Origin of the sequence: Nonlabens dokdonensis (assembly GCF_002162835.1) — a bacterium.
Classification (GTDB): Bacteria; Bacteroidota; Bacteroidia; order Flavobacteriales; family Flavobacteriaceae; genus Nonlabens; species Nonlabens dokdonensis_B.
Genome location: NZ_MAAX01000117.1, coordinates 18,091 through 33,777 on the forward strand (window position 1 = coordinate 18,091; position 15,687 = coordinate 33,777).

At 34.7% G+C, this 15,687-nt stretch carries 15 protein-coding genes; 11 read left to right on the forward strand and 4 right to left on the reverse strand.

Going from position 1 to position 15,687, the window contains the following annotated elements; genetic code table 11:
* Position 1: 1 nt before the first annotated feature.
* The 11 genes from A9Q93_RS07645 to A9Q93_RS07695 all read left to right on the forward strand — a co-directional run bounded on the left by A9Q93_RS07645 (position 2) and on the right by A9Q93_RS07695 (position 9,210).
* The gene (locus tag A9Q93_RS07645) at positions 2-433 is read left to right on the forward strand and encodes a phosphoheptose isomerase (protein ID WP_303686795.1); all 432 of its coding nucleotides are present in this window, start codon (positions 2-4) and stop codon (positions 431-433) included.
* Between the two features lie 100 nt (positions 434-533).
* The gene (locus tag A9Q93_RS07650) at positions 534-1,325 is read left to right on the forward strand and encodes a (Fe-S)-binding protein (protein WP_303686796.1); all 792 of its coding nucleotides are present in this window, start codon (positions 534-536) and stop codon (positions 1,323-1,325) included.
* Complete coding sequence (locus A9Q93_RS07655; RefSeq protein ID WP_303686797.1) at positions 1,325-1,948, forward strand: hypothetical protein; 624 nt, start codon at positions 1,325-1,327, stop codon at positions 1,946-1,948. The genes A9Q93_RS07650 and A9Q93_RS07655 overlap by 1 nt, the downstream gene beginning before the upstream one ends.
* The gene (locus A9Q93_RS07660) at positions 1,949-2,161 is read left to right on the forward strand and encodes a hypothetical protein (RefSeq protein ID WP_303686798.1); all 213 of its coding nucleotides are present in this window, start codon (positions 1,949-1,951) and stop codon (positions 2,159-2,161) included. It begins immediately after the preceding gene.
* 241 nt (positions 2,162-2,402) lie between these two features.
* Positions 2,403-2,627 (forward strand): hypothetical protein, encoded by a 225-nt coding sequence (locus A9Q93_RS07665; protein ID WP_303686799.1) that lies wholly within the window; start codon positions 2,403-2,405, stop codon positions 2,625-2,627.
* A 60-nt stretch (positions 2,628-2,687) separates the two neighbouring features.
* A complete protein-coding gene (locus A9Q93_RS07670) occupies positions 2,688-3,170 on the forward strand; it encodes an ABC transporter ATPase (RefSeq protein WP_303686800.1) in 483 nt (160 codons plus the stop codon).
* A gap of 258 nt (positions 3,171-3,428) precedes the next feature.
* Positions 3,429-4,091 carry a hypothetical protein gene (locus A9Q93_RS07675; RefSeq protein ID WP_303686801.1) on the forward strand — a complete coding sequence of 221 codons (663 nt, stop codon included), beginning with the start codon at positions 3,429-3,431 and terminating at the stop codon, positions 4,089-4,091.
* Positions 4,092-4,241: 150 nt separating this feature from the next.
* Positions 4,242-7,175: a glycoside hydrolase family 3 N-terminal domain-containing protein gene (locus A9Q93_RS07680; protein ID WP_303686802.1), complete on the forward strand. Its 2,934-nt coding sequence runs from the start codon at positions 4,242-4,244 to the stop codon at positions 7,173-7,175.
* An 11-nt stretch (positions 7,176-7,186) separates the two neighbouring features.
* Positions 7,187-8,323: an N-acetyl-alpha-D-glucosaminyl L-malate synthase BshA gene (gene bshA / locus A9Q93_RS07685; protein WP_303686803.1), complete on the forward strand. Its 1,137-nt coding sequence runs from the start codon at positions 7,187-7,189 to the stop codon at positions 8,321-8,323.
* A 28-nt stretch (positions 8,324-8,351) separates the two neighbouring features.
* Complete coding sequence (locus tag A9Q93_RS07690) at positions 8,352-8,753, forward strand: protease complex subunit PrcB family protein (RefSeq protein WP_303686804.1); 402 nt, start codon at positions 8,352-8,354, stop codon at positions 8,751-8,753.
* A 223-nt stretch (positions 8,754-8,976) separates the two neighbouring features.
* A complete protein-coding gene (locus A9Q93_RS07695; protein WP_303686805.1) occupies positions 8,977-9,210 on the forward strand; it encodes a hypothetical protein in 234 nt (77 codons plus the stop codon).
* A gap of 379 nt (positions 9,211-9,589) precedes the next feature.
* Here A9Q93_RS07695 and A9Q93_RS07700 read toward each other — a convergent pair whose 3' ends face one another.
* From A9Q93_RS07700 to A9Q93_RS07715, 4 genes are all read right to left on the reverse strand, one after another.
* Positions 9,590-10,156 carry an NUDIX domain-containing protein gene (locus A9Q93_RS07700; RefSeq protein WP_303686806.1) on the reverse strand — a complete coding sequence of 189 codons (567 nt, stop codon included), beginning with the start codon at positions 10,154-10,156 and terminating at the stop codon, positions 9,590-9,592.
* Between the two features lie 70 nt (positions 10,157-10,226).
* Positions 10,227-11,531, reverse strand: a complete 1,305-nt coding sequence (locus A9Q93_RS07705) for an amidohydrolase family protein (RefSeq protein ID WP_303686807.1) — start codon at positions 11,529-11,531, stop codon at positions 10,227-10,229.
* A 10-nt stretch (positions 11,532-11,541) separates the two neighbouring features.
* Entirely contained in the window at positions 11,542-14,496 is a 2,955-nt protein-coding gene (locus A9Q93_RS07710) for an amidohydrolase family protein (RefSeq protein ID WP_303686808.1), read from the reverse strand.
* 127 nt (positions 14,497-14,623) lie between these two features.
* On the reverse strand, positions 14,624-15,682 hold the full coding sequence (locus A9Q93_RS07715; protein ID WP_303686809.1) for a DUF3810 domain-containing protein: 1,059 nt from the start codon (positions 15,680-15,682) through the stop codon (positions 14,624-14,626).
* Positions 15,683-15,687 lie beyond the last annotated feature (5 nt).

A 15,687-nucleotide genomic window follows, 5' to 3' on the forward strand; every position in this document is an offset into this window, starting at 1 on the left:
TATGAGTGAAGAACAATATAGAGAAGCGTTAAATGAGGATGGAACAAAAGCCAGCCCGATGCTTCAAGAAGGTATTAAAAATTACCTCATTGATATAGATGGAACCATTACAGATGATGTTCCTAATGAAGAGCCAGAGAGAATGGCTACTTGTAAACCCTTTCCAGATGCGTTAAAAACATTAAACGAGTGGTATGAAGATGGTCATGTAATTTGTTTTTTTACTTCTAGAACTGAAGAGCACCGTGAGGTGACAGAGAACTGGCTTCAAAAACACGGTTTTAAATACCACAGCCTTTTAATGGGAAAACCTAGAGGTGGCAATTACCACTGGATTGATAATCACATGGTAAGAGCAACGCGTTATACAGGGGAGTTCACACATCTTGTAGAGAAAGAAGTCACTATAGAGGTGTTTAAAAACCATGAGTAGGTGAATTGTCCCGCTTTCGCGAAAGCGGAATTAAACCAACTTTAAATTACAAAAAATAGCAATTCTGAATTCTAGTTATAGAGTTCTCAATTAAATAAATATGAGTAACAATTTAGTAGTACCAACAGCGGCAGAATTTATTGCACAAGGAAAACAGCCTGAGGTTTTATTTTGGGTAGGATGTAGTGGAAGCTTTGATGATAGGGCAAAAAAGATTACAAAAGCATTTGTAAAACTACTCAACAAAGCAGGAGTGGAGTTTGCTGTTTTAGGAGCAGAGGAAAGTTGTACCGGTGATCCAGCAAAACGTGCTGGAAATGAGTTTCTCTTCCAGATGCAAGCCATGATGAATATCGAGGTATTGAACGGTTATGAAATTAAAAATATAGTGACCGCTTGTCCTCATTGTTTCAATACGTTGAAGAATGAATACCCAGAATTAGGTGGTAATTATGAAGTAGTGCACCACACGCAATTTTTAAAGTCATTGATTGCTGATGGCCGTCTTAAAATTGAAGGTGGAAAATTTAAAGGAAAAAAGATAACCTATCATGATCCTTGTTATTTAGGTAGAGCAAATAATGAATATGAAGCACCTAGAGAACTACTAGAAAAATTAGATGTAGCGCTAGTTGAAATGAAACGTAGTCGTCGTAATGGATTATGTTGTGGTGCTGGTGGTGCTCAAATGTTCAAAGAGCCAGAACCAGGGAATAAAGATATCAACATAGAACGTACTGATGAGGCAATAGACACAGGTGCCGATATTATAGCAGCAGGTTGTCCTTTCTGTAACACCATGATGACAGATGGAGTAAAAGCTGCAGAAAAAGAAGAAAAAATAGAAGTACTAGATATAGCAGAATTAATCGCAAACGCAGAAGACCTATAATGAAAAAACTAACCATCCTATTTATCGCATTTATTACCAGTTCCATTGTTAACGCTCAAAAATTTGATGATGACGTCGTTGCAGAACTTTCAGACAAAGTATGTGAATGTTTAAAGTCCAAAGGAGAAATTACAAGCAAGGAACAAGCAGAATTAGAATTGGGTACTTGTATGCTTACCGCTTACTCAAAAAACAAAAAATACTTTGATAAGAAAGGAGCTAACTTTCTAGAAGGTAATAATGCCGAAAAGCTAGGTGAGCAAGTAGGTATTAAGCTTGCTGGCACTTGTCCAGAAGCAATACCACTTTTCATGTTATTTGCTGATGAAATTGAGGATGAAATGGAATCTGACTTTTATGAAGAGGAGAACATTATCTTTACAGGTAAAATAACTAAAGTAGAAAACGACAAGTTCAAGTCTTTTGAAATTAAAGATGAAAATGGACGCAAGCGCAATGTGTTGTGGCTCACTTATGTTGATAATGATCAATTGCTAGAAGAAGCTGTTAAAGGAAAAACAACTTATCAATTCACTGCAATGGAATTAGATATTTACGATCCTCGTATAGGTGAATATCGTAATATGCTAGTACTAGATCGTATTGATATAAAGGAAGACTAATTGAAAGAAAAGATAGATTATAAGAGTATAGTGCTTTCAGGATCTTTCGGTGGTCTTGTTTATGCAATTCTAATGTCTATTTTTTACCAGCTTACTGAGAATACCGGTTTTAATTTTGTGAAGTTTATTATAGACTTTACAATGTTCGGGATTTTGATTGCAGTAGTGATATGGTGGTCCATGAGAAAGTCTAAAAAGAATAGAGAGAAATGATTTTTTTTTTGATTTCAACAAAGTGCCTGTTAAAACCAGAGTTATCTACGGATTTTTGTTAGCCACATTAACTTGTTTCTTTTGGTTTTTATCATCTTTATTACTTGAAGGTAGCGACTATGGATTGCCTGCTTACGTTTTAATGTTTGTCGTAATGTTCCTTATAGGTTTTACAACAATAAGGCTTAAGTTCAACTAAAACTTAATAGAAATAGCAGTTCCATCATTTCAAACTTATGTTATGTCTGCATTTTTAAAGAAATTGACTGACTTTAAAGCGGTCAATTTAAAAACAAGAATAATCACAGGTCTATTAATGGGATTTTTAAACACGGTTGTTGTTTATCTTTCAGATGTAGTCTTTGACTGGTCAGATTTAAATTTTGATTATTATGGATTCTATTTTTTATGGATGTCCATTTTTGGATTTTTCTTTGCAGGAGTAATGGTTAGAAAAAACTTTTAATCTAATTATTACATTTTAAATTAGTTACTAATTTCACATATAGTTTTTAAACAATAAATTATGCACGCAAATTTTAAAGATCTTCCAGATGAGTCTCGAGTATGGATTTATCAAGCTAATAGGCCATTTACAACCGATGAACTTAATGAGTTGAAACCTCAAATGGATAATTTTTTACAGCAGTGGACAGCACATGGTAAAGATCTGGTTGCTGGCGTAGAATATCCTTATAATAGGTTTATTGTAATAGGATTAGACCAGTCTAATGCTGGTGCGACAGGTTGTTCTATAGATGCTAGTGTACGTTTTATTCAGTCGGTTGAAAAAGCGTTTAAGATCGATTTGATGGACAAAATGAACGTTACTTTTAAAAATGGGCAGTACGTTGCTCATAAAGAGTTATCAGACTTTAAAAAAATGGCTAAGGCAAAGTCGGTATCACCTAATACTATAGTTTTCAATAATCTTGTTGAGACTGTAGGAGAGTATAAAGAAAATTGGGAAGTTCCTGCGAGTGAAAGCTGGCATTCGAGATTTTTTTAAATTACTTTCATTCATACATTGTTCTAAAAGTTGATCTTTCTCTTTGTAGCTATTGGTACAGTATAGGCAGATAAGTTTTGGTTTCATTAAAATTAATTGTATTTTCATCTTAATAATGTATGAAATAATCATTTGGGGTCTTATTTTTTACTATTGAATTCGATTTTTTACATAAAAACACTTAAATATTAGTATTAAACCACTAAATGGCGTGAAATTTGATGTATATATTAATGTAATATAAAAAATCAATCTGCTATGAAAACGCTATCAAACCTTTTAATCTTAATGATTTTTATAACCTCTTGTGCTCCTACGTCGCAAATCGGTTCTTCTGATAAAGATAAAAATATCAAAACAAAGTTCACTGAAAAGCAAATTCCTGTATTGACTAATAATGTAAAAGAAAACTTCACACAAATTAATTTTAATAACCATTCCAATTCTTTTATTACAAGGCAAGTTATGTTTGATAATTTCAATCGATGGAATGAGGCTCAGGTTACCGAAGATGCTGAATTAGAAGAGTTATTAATTTGGAAAAACGTTGCCTTAATTGATGGCATTAATGAAAAATTTACAGTTATAGCAAGCGGTACCGGTAAGAATAAAGCAGTTGTAAACACCATATTAGTTTATGATGAAAAAGGTAAAGATGCGCTTTTAGATGATTCTATCTATAAAAATGATATAATTAACTTTTTTACTAAAGAGATCGCTACAGCTAACAAAGAAAGTGATTTCTATGAAAGCTATTTGACAGCTTACTATCCAGAAACATGGGATTATTTGGTAGAAAATCAAACAAATAGTGTTAAATACAAAAATAGTAACGGTCATCCTACGCGTTACAATAGGTGTCAAGGTGCCTCCTATAGCTTTTTAAGTTCCAATAGATTCAATAATTGTTATAATAATTAATTGAGTTTAAGTCTACTTTAAATAGTTCATAAATCAGTTCACAAACCAGTCTAAATTAGGCTGGTTTTTTTATGCCATGCCTTTACTTTTCGGTATCTTTCGATTAAGGAACGATTGTTGGTTCCTATATGAAAATGCAGGAAAAATAATATGAAATTTAAATATGCTTTTAGGCTTTTTGTAGTTTTCGCTTTCGCGAAAGCATACACATTACAAGCACAATTAAATAGCAACACTCCTTTAATCACAACTGATTCTATTGCTCAAAAAAAATGGGTGGATAGTGTTTACAATAGTTTATCTCAAAAAGAAAAAATAGGCCAGTTATTCATGGTGGACTTATTTTCAAATAAGGGAAAAGCACATGTCGATAAGGTGAGAAAACTAGTTACAGATCACAAAATAGGCGGAATCATCTTCTCTAAAGGTGGACCAGTGCAACAAGCATATCTAACAAATGAACTGCAAGAAAAGTCCAAGACTAAAATGCTCATTGCAATGGATGCAGAATGGGGACTTGCAATGAGACTTGACAGTACGTATGCTTTTCCTTGGAACATGACGCTAGGAGCGACGCCAGGTAAGCAATCTAGTTATGAAGTAGGTAAACGTATAGGAGAACATTGTAAACGGTTAGGAGTTCACATCAATTTTGCACCAGATGTTGATATTAATACAAATCCGCTGAATCCTATTATAGGAAATAGAAGTTTTGGAGAAGACATGAATAATGTTACTGATAAAGCAGGTGCATTTATGAATGGTATGCAAAGTACGGGAACGCTCGCTTGTGCAAAACATTTTCCAGGTCATGGAGATACAGATACCGACAGTCACAAAACATTACCTACCGTAGATTTTAGTGCAGAGCGCATAGATAGCGTAGAATTATATCCATATAAAAGACTAATTGACAAAGGAATGGCTAGTGTGATGGTGGCACATTTAAATATTCCTAGTCTGGAGCCTAGAGCTGGATATCCTACTAGTATTAGTGAAAAAGTGGTTACAGATTTATTAAAAACAAGATTAGGTTTTAATGGGTTGATTTTTACAGATGCGTTAAATATGAAAGGAGCCAGTAACTTTAGCGCTCCAGGCGAGATAGATTTACAAGCTTTTAAAGCAGGAAATGACGTTTTATTAATATCTGAGGATGTTCCCAAATCTATAGTAAAAATAGAAGCAGCTATTACTGCTGGAGAACTAACAGAGGAGAGACTAGAGCATTCGGTTAAAAAGATCTTGATGTCTAAATATTTGGTTGGGCTTCACAGTTATGAGCCAGTACAAATCCCACAGTTAATTAAAGACCTCAATACAGAGAAGGATGATGTGGTTTATGAAAATGCTATATCTGCTGCGGTTACTGTTTTAAAAAATAAAAGCGAGATCCTTCCTATCAAGAATTTAGAAACTAAAAAAATTGCTTATGTAGAATTAGGTGATGACTCTGGAGCTGCATTTTTAAATCAGTTAAATAAATATACAAGAGTAGATCAAGTACAAGGAGATAAGCTAGATATACTTCTTAAAAGCTTAGAATCTTATAATACAGTTATAATAGGATTTCATAGAAGTAATGATAACCCATGGAAATCATACAAATTAAAAGAAAGAGAGCTTACGTGGCTTTATGAAATCGCTAGAAAGCACGATGTGATTTTTGATGGTTTTGTCAGACCGTACATGCTGGATCAACTTAAGACTATAGAAAACTTAGAAGGTATTATAATGTCTTATCAAAATAGCGACTGGAGTCAGAAGGTGAGCGCTCAGATTATTTTTGGGGCACTTGATGCGGTAGGAAGGTTGCCAGTTAGTTCTGGACTATTTCAGGTAAATGACGGACTCAAAATCAACAATATTAAAAGACTTAGTTACGGTGCAAATCCATCTAGCGTAGGTTTTGATTCAAGAATGGTATCAAAAATAGATAGTATAGCCATGCATACTATCAATGGTAAAGGTGCTCCAGGAATGCAAATTCTTGTAGCCAGAAAAGGAAAAGTAATTCTAGATAAAACATATGGATACCATACCTATGATCAAAAGGATACTGTAAAAAGTAATGATGTATACGATATCGCATCAGTGACTAAGATTCTAGCCACCTTACCGTTAGTAATGGAACTAGAAGAGAATAATGTCATTTCTTTGGACGATGTTATTTCAAAACTGGACGCAGACCTTAAAAGAACTAATAAAGAGCAAATCACAGTTAAAGAAATGCTTTCTCATTATGGGAGACTTAAACCATGGATACCTTTTTATGTTGCTACTTTAGACTCAATATCAAATAAACCTTCGCCATTATTCTACAGCTCTAGACCTCAATCAAATTTTAATATTCCAGTGGCTGAAAGACTGTTTACTAATGCTACAGTTCAAGACAGTATCTTTAATCAAATAAAGGAGAGTGAATTAAGAGATAAATTAGAGTACAAATACAGTGATTTACCATATTACCTTTTGAAAAAGTATATTGAAAAATATTATAATAAAAATTTAGATGAACTCACCCAAAATCACTTTTATAATTCCTTAGGAATGAATCGTACCGGATATTTACCTTTAAGTAAATTTCCTAAGAAAGAAATCATTCCTACCGAAGATGATAAAACCTTCAGAAATCAATTATTACATGGTTATGTTCATGATCAAGGTGCAGCTATGCAAGGTGGAATAGGTGGTCATGCAGGTATCTTTTCTACCACTAATGATATTGCCAAAATCATGCAAATGTACCTACAAGGTGGCTCATATGGAGGTAGAACGTATTTCAAAAAAGAAACTATTGATAAATTTAACACTTGTTACTTTTGTGAAAACGATGTTAGACGTGGAGTAGGATTTGATAAACCACAATTAGAAGATTCTGGACCTACATGCGGTTGTGTTGATCGCAGTAGCTTTGGTCACAGTGGATTTACTGGTGCATATACTTGGGCAGACCCAAAAGAAGAAATAGTTTACGTATTTCTATCTAACAGAGTACATCCTGATGCTAGCAACAGATTTTTAATAGAAGAAAATATTAGAACTAACATTCAGCAAATTATCTATGACTCGATCATAGAATAAAAATTAAATTAATGAAACTAGCTATAGTTTGTTATCCTACCTTTGGAGGAAGTGGAGTAGTGGCTACCATGCTCGGTACCGCACTTGCTGAAAGAGGACACGAAGTTCATTTTGTCACTTACAAGCAACCGGTGCGTCTAGAGTTGCTTTCCAGAAATATATTCTTTCATGAGGTAAATGTGGAAGAATATCCGCTGTTTCATTATCAACCTTACGATCTGGCACTATCTAGCAAATTAGTAAACGTAGTTAAGGAATATAACATAGAGCTGCTGCATGTGCATTATGCTATACCACATGCTTATGCTGGCTATATGGCTCAACAAATGCTTAAAGATCATGGGATTACCTTACCTATGGTGACAACGCTTCACGGTACTGATATTACATTAGTAGGAAATCATCCTGTGTATAAGCCATCTGTAACCTTCAGTATCAATCATAGTGATGTGGTTACTTCAGTATCAGCTAGTTTGAAAAGAGATACCTTAGAATTATTTGATATTACAAAGCATATAGATGTAGTACCTAACTTCATTGATATGTCTCAATACAAGACAGAGTTTAAGGACTGTGACCGTACGATTATGGCCTTTCCTCAGGAACGTATTATAACCCATATCAGTAATATGCGACCGGTGAAACGTATCATGGACGTTGTCAAGGTTTTTGAAAAAATTGAAAAGGAAATTCCGTCTATTTTAATTATGGTAGGCGATGGTCCTGAGCGATTTGCTGCTGAAGAGTATGCAAATGAAGCAGGATTGAAGCTCAAGATTAAATGGGTAGGAAACAGCACAGAGATTGATCGTATTTTATGCTTTTCTGATTTATTTTTACTACCATCTGAGAAAGAAAGTTTTGGACTTGCAGCTTTAGAAGCCATGGCAAATCGCACTCCTGTAATATCCACAGATACTGGAGGTTTACCTGAGGTGAATGAAGATGGAGTTTCAGGTTATACGTGTGCTGTAGGCGATTTAAAAGGAATGGCTACAAAGGCCATTGAGATTTTGAAAGATGATCAGGTTCTTGATCGATTTAAGAATTCCGCTTTCGCGAAAGCGGAACAATACGACATATTTAAAATAATACCACAATATGAGAAATTATACGAAACTGTGCTTGCTAGCACTAATGGTAATTAGTCTAAGTGCTTGTAACTGCAAAAAGGGAATGAAAGATCTCACACTTAAATCAAATACCGAGGAATTTATGATTTATATGGAGGACAGCAATACTAATATTATGGAAGAAACTTCTATGATTATAAATTCACAAGAAAATTTAGAATCATTTTTTAAAGTATTTAATGCGACAAAAACCCCTAAAATTACGATACCTAAAGTTGATTTTAATAGTCAGTGTGTTCTAGTAGTGGCAACAGGAGAAAAGCCTTCTGGAGGTTATTCTGTTATGAAACCTACTTTAGAGCCAGGAAAAATAAATTCTTATTTTTTTAAAATAAAATCACCTGGACCTAAAGATTTAGTGACTATGTCTCTGACTACTCCAGGAATGATTGTTATAGCAAATCAACCTGCAAATGAGGTTGAAATTAATCTTCTGGATGAATAAGAATTTTAAATAGTTAGATCGTTAACTATTTGATAATGTAATTACTATCACATTAAGCGCCTCAAAGGAACGAATGATACTTAAATATTAATTTAGAGCTTTTATAGATCAACTTTAAACTTGCATTAAGAAAAGCGTTTGTATAATTAATAAACAATTGTGTTTTCCTTTTGTATTTTAGGTCAAATTAGAGTTTTTAAAAAGGCAGGTAATTATCAAATAGATGGTACACAATTCTCAGGAAGAAAAAGATAATGTAAAGAAGGAAAATCAACAAGTTGATGCTATTCCTGCTACTAAAAAGAAAGACGCTTCAAAAAAGTCGTTTACTTATAGATGGGAAAACCATCGATACCTTGCTGTGCGTGCTTCTTATCAATTTTTCAATGCGATCTGGACTGTTGTAATGGCTATAGGAATGTTTCTAGCTTGGCTCATTGCTGTACTCGCCACCTAATGCAAGACCGTCCATTAAAATATTTACACATAGCATTTATCGTTTGCTTGATTTTGTATGCTACAGTTCAAGTATTAAAGTTTATTGAACATTCTGCTAACTCATTTATATTTAATTATTTAAACGATCTTTTAGTTATTCCTATAGTAGCCTTCATCTGTTTAAATGCTTTGTGGTATTTGAAAAAAGATTTCTCAATAAGATTGAGCATTATAAGCTTGATAAGTTTAACCTTGCTTTATTCTGTTTACTTTGAAATTTATTTACCTAATCATCATGAACGTTATACTGCAGATGTTTGGGACGTAGTTTGTTATATAACCGGAGCTTTAATGTTTTACGTACTACAAAAGTTACCCTAAAAATTAAAATTCTAGTTTCATTTATTAAGTAAGTACCATTGCAAGCTGATTATACTTATGGAATTTTGAAAATGATGCTTCTTTAACTTATCCTTAATTTCAGATCTAGGTATTTTAACCAATTGTATGTCCTCTTTCTCGACATCAGAGCCGCCACCTTTGGAGGTTTTTTGTTCAGTTGTTACTTCACCATAGAAAATACTAATTTGCTCAGATAGCATTCCTGGCGATGGGAAATACTCTACAATAAACTCTAGATCATCAACTTGATAACCTATCTCTTCTTGAACCTCTCGTATAGCTGCTTCATTTGCTGATTCATCCTTGTCCACAGCGCCAGCAGGAATTTCTAGCATCCATGGATGATTGTGTCTTGAACTAGGGTAGCGGTACTGTTTTATAAATAAAAAACTATCGGTATCTTTTTCATATAATAATACAGCAATGGCATTACCACGATCTAAAGCCAGTCGAGTAGAAGTGATAGAAGTTTCACTATTAAAACTGTCGTGAGTTACTTCTGCCTTATAAATTTTGAGAAATTCATCAAATACAAGTTCTTCATTTTTAACAACGTAATTCATAAGAGTAATAAATTAAGATAAAAAAAGCTCGTTTGAATAAACGAGCTTTTTAAAAATAGTGATTAAATATTTATCGTTTTATCTCAGCATCATATTTATTCATATAACGCTCATAAAGTTCCGTTTGATGAGAATTTAAAGAAATATCTCTACCATCGATAAATGCTCTTGTCAACTGATTACCTCTCATATCTAATGCATTTCCTCTAGAAATAAATAGAGTAGCGCTTTTACCTTGCTCAAGTGAACCGTAATCTTTATCGATTCCTAGAATTTTTGCAGGAGTTAAAGTAATCATCATCAGCGCTTTTTCCATATCCATTCCATAACCAGCAACGGTACCGGCGTAAAAAGGGAAATTACGAGCTTGATGTCTCTCCATACTTCCAGAATTTTCTAGAGCTACCATCACACCTTTGTCAGCAAGAAGCTTTGGAAACTTATAGGGCATATCATAATCTTCATCTTCTCGGGCAGGAAGATCATGTACACGACTAGCAAGTACAGGAACGTTCATAGCTACCAATTCTGCAGCAACTTTATCACCTTCACGACCACCTACTATAACAGGTTTTTTAATACTATTCTCTTTTACAAAAGTTAAAACATCTCTAATACCTTTTTCACCATCTACATGAATATAAATGTTATCGTCACCATTAATAGCGTCTTTTAAAGCAGCATACTTTAAGTTAAGTCCTACCGGATTAGGTGTTGCGCTGTATGCTTTTGCGCTATTTAAGAAGTCCGTCAACTCAGCCACTTGTTCAGCATAATCTTTACTAGGTTCTATAGGCCCAGGATTTCTCCATGAACCAGATCTTCTGAAGCTTGATGGCCAGTTGATGTGTATTCCATCATCTGTACGTATGGCAGCGTCTTCCCAGTTCCATGCATCTAACTGTACTACGCTAGATTTACCAGAAATTCTTCCTCCACGAGGTACTACCTGCGCAATCAATACACCATTAGGCCTCATAGACTCCACAACGCGACTTTCTGCATTATAGGCTATTATAGATCGTATATGCGGATTGTAAGTTCCTATCTCACGCTCATCATCACTAGCATTTACGGCATCTACTTCAACAAGTCCTAAAGTAGTATTCATCGCAATTATACCAGGATACACATGCATTCCATAAGCATCTATTTTTTCTCCTTTAATGTCCATGCGTACGGTAGTGGCATCTGCTATAGCACTAATTTTACCGTTCTCAATCACGATCACTGAGTTTTCAATAACATCTCCATTACCTATATGAGCCGTAGCATTCATAATAGTATAAACTCCAGTTTGTTCTGGTGCTGGTGTCTGTTGTGCTGTTGCATTTAAGGCAAATAAGGCACAAATTGTATATAATAATTTTTTCATTGTCTTCATTTTACCAGTGAATAGTTTCGCATTCATAGAGACCTTTGTCTTTTTTCTTCGGTGTTTGCGTTTTCATTCCTTTGTTTTTTGCAAGGATCATCTCGTTAACCAGTTGTTGTCTTTCTTTTTGTATGCTTTCGCGAAAGCGTAAGTCACGTTCCAGCTCAAAAAATACAATTCCATCTATCATGGTGATTTCTGGCTTTGCGGTAACGCTCAACGGATTAGTATTCCATAGCACCAAATCTGCATCTTTACCTTTTTTGATACTTCCTGTACGGTCATCAATATGTAATAATTTTGCTGGGTTAAGAGTCACAAATTTCCATGCTTCTTCTTCACTAACGCCACCATATTTTACTGCTTTTGCAGCTTCTTGATTCAATCGTCTAGACATTTCAGCGTCATCAGAGTTGAAGGCTACAGTTACTCCTTGTGAATGCATGATCGCACCATTATAAGGAATTGCATCGTTCACCTCATATTTATATGCCCACCAGTCACTAAAGGTAGAACCACCTACACCATGCTCTGCCATTTTATCTGCTACTTTATAACCTTCTAAAATGTGTGTAAAAGTGTTGATACGGAAACCGTGTTTCTCTGCCACCTTCATTAACATATTGATCTCACTTTGTACGTAAGAGTGACAAGAAACAAAACGCTCGCTTTCTAGAATTTCCAAAAGCACTTCCATCTCTTCATCATATCTGAAATCGCTCTTCCCTTTTGAGTTAGCATATTCTCTAGCTCTTGAGAAGTAGTCTTCAAAAACTTGTTCTACACCCATTCTAGTTTGTGGGAAACGCACACCATATTGATAACGAGATTGCTTAACGTTTTCACCTAATGCAAATTTTATAAACTTAGGAGAGTTGTCATAAATCATCTCATCTGCCTTATAGCCCCATTTTAGTTTAATGATTGCACTACGTCCACCTATAGGATTTGCACTTCCATGCAATAGTTGAGAGGTAGTAACTCCACCAGCAAGATCTCTGTAAATATTGATATCTTCATGATCAACTACGTCTTCTATTGTAACCTCTGCAGTAGAGTTGTGTCCTGCTTCATTTACACCATTATCGATAGCTATATGAGAATGCTCATCTACTATTCCAGAGGTTAAGTGCTTACCTGTTGCATCTACAACACGTGCACTTCCTGCACTTAAGTTCTTACCGATTTTAGAAATTTTTCCATCTTTTACAAGTACGTCTGTATTTTCTAAGATTCCTTCTTCTTCATTAGTCCATACGGTTGCATTGCGATATAAAACTGTTTCTTCTTGAGGTTTTTCCACACTACCATATCCTATGTTAGGAAATGTCATAGTTCCCATTGCGGCCATTGCAGCCTCTTTGTCATTATTATCTTCTGATTTTGATTTATCTTTTGAGTCGTCAGACTTTGCAGCTGTAAAAGGCACTTCGCTACCGTTTGCTAAGTAAGCAGTTCCCGATAGTTTATCCATAGTTGCAGTTGCTAAGAAACGTGTGTAAGCTTTATCTTCAGCGTCTTTTTGAGTAGTTACAATATTGATCCAGTCACCATCATAAGTAATTTTTGATCCTAATGTAGTGCTATCAATTTTAACGGTAACTTTTTTACCTTTTCCTTTAATAGAAAAATCGTAAGAGGTGCCGTTAATAATGGTAGCATAGTCACCATCGATATCTTTAGTAGTTCTATCTTTTAATACGTGCTTAGATCCTTTTACCCAATTCTCATAAATAACAGTATCATCTTCAAATAATTTATCTGAAGTCATAATAAAATTTGCCAGCTTTCCTTTTTCTAAAGTACCTACCATGTTACTTACCTGTAAGATGCTTGCTGGAGTAGTAGTTAATGCAGCAAGCGCTTGATCTTCCGTAAGACCGTATTCAATAGCTCTTTTAAGGTTCTTCATTAATTCTGCTGGAGATTTCAAATCCTTAGTTGTAATAGCATATGTGATTCCAGCTTTAGAAAGCATCATTAAATTTCCAGGAGCTTGTTTCCATTCTCGCATGTCACCTAGATTAACAAACCATTCTAAGTTAGGATTAGAAACATCATAAGCAGCCGGAAAGTTTACAGGTACAATAAGAGAAGCATTTGTAGCTTTTATATCATCAATCATTTCATAAGCATCTTCACCACCTACGATAACAAATTGCTTGCCTACACGGTCACCTAATTTATCAACTCTTAAAACATTTTTCTTATTTCCAGCCTCTATTATTTGAACTAAATTTTTCTTAGCATTTAAAGCTTCTAGAGAGAGGTCTTTGGTTTTAGAATGACCATTTGCATACCAGTCTGCATCAAAATGTGACTGACGTAAAAGAGCTAGAGTTCCCATTAAAGAAGTAGGGTAGGACTGTCTAGATTGACGGCTTTTAGAAAGGGAAAAGAAATTACCGCTTTCTTGTTTTATTATACGATCTGCATTTGTTCCCTCATTGTCAAGAGCTATAAGCATACCACTTCCTCGAGCAATACCATCATGCAAATGGGTTTGAACAGTTCCAAAACCAGCATCGATTAATTTTTTTGCTTCTTTCTCATTGTATTCATAAAAATCCATAGCACTTTGCTCAGCTCTGATGTGGTCATTCCAGTAATAACCTTTACGACCTTCGTCATATTGTGCAACATTGCTTCCTGGAGCTCTTGGAGGTGTTTTCATTGCTACATTACCGTAGGACTCAATAAAGGATGGATAGATATAATTACCGCCTGCATCTTCTACTACAGCGTTTTTAGGAATGGTCACATTGTTACCTATGGCTTCAATCTTACCATTTTTGATAATAATCGTACCATTAGTGATCATTTTTCCCGGACTCGTAACAATATTGGCATTTTTTATAACGCGAGTTATATGACTTACCGCACTAATGTCATCATTGTTAGGGAAATACACTTGTGCCTGCAAGGAAAAGCAAGCCAAAAGCATGAGAGAGAGTATTCTTTTCATGTAATTAAAATTTATTTGATAAAGATAGGAATATCATTCCCGACTTAATTGTGAAGGTTTTCTTAATGGAAACCATTGAAGTACTAAGTGGTTAATTTAAAAGCTTTTCTTTAATGTGTTTAAACAATTATTTATAATAATTCACTAATAACGCTACCACATAACTATAGGTTTGCATTCCGCCAGGTTGATTGTTTGCTTTCAGATAAGCGTTATAAGTAACTTGAGAAACATCTTCAATAACACCTTCATATTGCTTCCAGAAATCTCTTAGTTCCTGATAATTTTTAAAAATACCGTCATAAATTAATGGTCTAATGCTTTCATACTTTTTAGGATCACGTCTGTACAAATCATTAATACAATAACGCAGTGCAAAAATGGACGCACTGTATTGAAAATAAAGATCATCATGATTCATTCCTGAAATAATGGCAATGAAATTAGCCTCATTTTCTTTGGCAAAACCCAGCTGATGGGACATTTCATGCAACGTAAGTACTGGCGTTTTATAATTATTGATCCATGCGTTAGTATGCGCCTCGCCAGTAAGCGGATTCAAATAACCGCTGTATCCCATGTATGATAATGGCATCGTGAGTAAAGATTTTTTGATACTGGCATTTCCATAACTCAATGCAGGATATATGTGATCTATATTTTCAAACCCTTGCGGTGCAAGATCAAAAAGCTCTGACTGTGATCGGCTGAAAACAACTGGTAAAGAATCCACAGGCTGCAATTGACCATGCAATTTATTTGAAGTATAAACCAGTTGACGTACGACAGTTTCCAGTTCTTCGGTGGTATACTCACTATCTAAATCAAGAACTTCATGCAATGGTTCACGGTAATAATTAAAACCCCACATGCAGTGAAAAAGCACGATAATTATATTTAAGGAAAGAAATAGTTGTGTGTAACGCTTTCGCGAAAGCGAGATCAAATCCTTTTTACTAATCCACAACCATCTTATAATCATGATGATAGAAGCCGAATAAACGATATCACCAAACGAGAACGGAATCCACCCAAGACCAAACCGCATCGCTTTTGCGATATAAGGATAAATTCCGGTGCTGTATAAAGATTCTACTGTCGCAGGAAAATATCGCAAGCCATAATAAAACAGAATTTGAAGAACTAATAATCCTATGGCAACAGGCAGTAATCGATTTTTAGGCATATGGC